The organism is Furfurilactobacillus curtus (assembly GCF_045862785.1).
GTDB lineage: Bacteria > Bacillota > Bacilli > Lactobacillales > Lactobacillaceae > Furfurilactobacillus > Furfurilactobacillus curtus.
This window is the reverse complement of record NZ_BQXO01000057.1, coordinates 1-379: the sequence shown is the minus strand read 5'-3', so window position 1 is coordinate 379 and position 379 is coordinate 1. Positions and strand designations below refer to the sequence as shown.

At 41.4% G+C, this 379-nt stretch carries 1 pseudogene; it reads right to left on the bottom strand.

Features of this window, described 5'->3' with window-relative positions:
* Positions 1-379, bottom strand: a pseudogene (locus ACKTR2_RS10415) (VirB4 family type IV secretion system protein); the annotation flags it as partial.

The following is a 379-nucleotide window of genomic DNA, read 5'->3' as shown; positions in this document are numbered from 1 at the left end:
TTGCGGCTATGCCGATCTTTGGTAATTTCGTCCCACAGGTATTGAAAAGTATTCAGATAAGCCGCTGATTGGACTTCCTGCTCACTTTGTAGCGGTTTTAAATCAAAGGAAATGATTTTCCCTTTTAAGTTAACGTTGGTATGGCCGTCAAATAAACTGTTAGAACCATGTGTATAACTGCCTAAGATGTAGTAGAAGTCTTTGACCCGATTGAATTTGTCGGCGTCCTTATCTGCCAGTTTTTCCAACTCGTCATAAACATTGGATAAGGTCGGCCACTGCTCGTCTTTAATCTCTTTTAAGCGGCTATATTTCAAAACGCCACTGTTGACGTAAGCTTGTTTAACGACATCATCAAGGATTGCCAGCTCAACTTGGG